This is a genomic window from Mesorhizobium sp. M1A.F.Ca.IN.020.06.1.1 (assembly GCF_004023265.1).
GTDB lineage: Bacteria > Pseudomonadota > Alphaproteobacteria > Rhizobiales > Rhizobiaceae > Mesorhizobium.
This window is the reverse complement of record NZ_RZSR01001342.1, coordinates 1-1,193: the sequence shown is the minus strand read 5'-3', so window position 1 is coordinate 1,193 and position 1,193 is coordinate 1. Positions and strand designations below refer to the sequence as shown.

Here is a 1,193-nt window from a genome sequence, read left to right as displayed (position 1 = left end):
CGGCAATGCCGCGCACCGCAGCAAAGGCCGACAGCACGCTCGCATCGCTCAGCGAATAGCGCACGTATTTGCCGTCGCGTTCGGCCGAGACGATGCCGGCGCGGCGCAGCGCCTGCAGATGCTGGGAGATGTTGGCGATCGGCTGGCCGAGCTTCGCAGCAAGCGCTTCGACGCTGCGCGAGCCTTGCGCCAAATGCTCGATCAGTTCCAGGCGCAGCGGATTGCCGAGCGCCTTGGCGACGATCGCGAACTGTTCGTACAGCGCCAGCTTCGGATTGCGGATTGACATCGACCTTTCTGCGACCCATCGTCATTCAATGTAATTATTGAATGATGGTTTCGACCTGCCGTCAAGCCAAGCGACCCGCAATTGCCCTTTGGAGAAAAGCGATGATTCTCAGGCAGTTCCTGCATACCGACCCGGTCGCCGCCTCCTATTTGTTCGGCTGCGGCGGCAAGGCGTCTGCTGCCGTCGTCGATCCGGTCGGCGAGATCGCGCCTTATGTCGAGGCGGCGCGCGCGACAGGCATGCGCATCCTCTATGTCGTCGACACGCATATCCACGCCGACCATATCTCGGCAGGCCGTGCGCTCGCCGAAGCGACGGGCGCCGAATACGTGCTGTTCGAAGGCGCCGAGGCGGGCTTCCCGTTCCGCCACGTGAAGGACGGCGAGGTGCTGGAGCTCGGCAATGTGACGGCGACCGTGATGCACACGCCCGGCCACACGCCGGAGCATCTGAGCCTTTTAGTCACCGACCGAACGCGGTCGACCGAGCCCTGGTTCGTGCTCACCGGTCACACGCTGATGGTTGGCGATCTCGGTCGCACCGAGCTTGCTTCGAGCGCCGAGGACGGAGCCCGCGCGCTCTATGCCAGCGTGCGCCGGCTGAAGGAATTGCCCGATCACATCGAGGTGCTGCCGGGCGCCTATTCCGGCTCGGTGTGCGGCCGCTCGCTCAGCGGCAAGCCGACATCGACCATCGGCTTTGAGCGGCGCTTCAACAAGGCCTTCCGCATCGAGGACGTCGACCAGTTCATCGCCGCCATGACCGCCGACATCCCTCCCCCGCCGCCGGACGCGGCCCGGACCCGCGCCGCCAACGCCGGATCGCGATCGTGAGCGCAACGGCGCCTGCCGTCGCGCTCGGCCTCAAGGCCAACTGGAAACAGTTCGCGCTGCTGGTGCTGATC

The 1,193-nt window shown here is 65.4% G+C and carries 2 protein-coding genes; one reads left to right on the top strand and one right to left on the bottom strand.

All coding sequences use genetic code 11. The annotated features are described in order from the left end of the window. Positions 1 to 289 (bottom strand): metalloregulator ArsR/SmtB family transcription factor (locus tag EOA60_RS33835; protein ID WP_164899801.1); only part of this gene is annotated, 289 nt, incomplete at its 3' end. 101 nt (positions 290 to 390) lie between these two features. Here EOA60_RS33835 and EOA60_RS33830 point away from each other — a divergent pair. After that, the gene (locus tag EOA60_RS33830) at positions 391 to 1,122 is read left to right on the top strand and encodes an MBL fold metallo-hydrolase (RefSeq protein ID WP_095801194.1); all 732 of its coding nucleotides are present in this window, start codon (positions 391 to 393) and stop codon (positions 1,120 to 1,122) included. Positions 1,123 to 1,193 lie beyond the last annotated feature (71 nt).

Excerpts from the sequence above, each read along its gene's own strand:
- EOA60_RS33830 (WP_095801194.1), top strand. The coding sequence starts at position 391 with ATGATTCTCAGGCAGTTCCTGCATACCGACCCGGTCGCCGCCTCCTAT.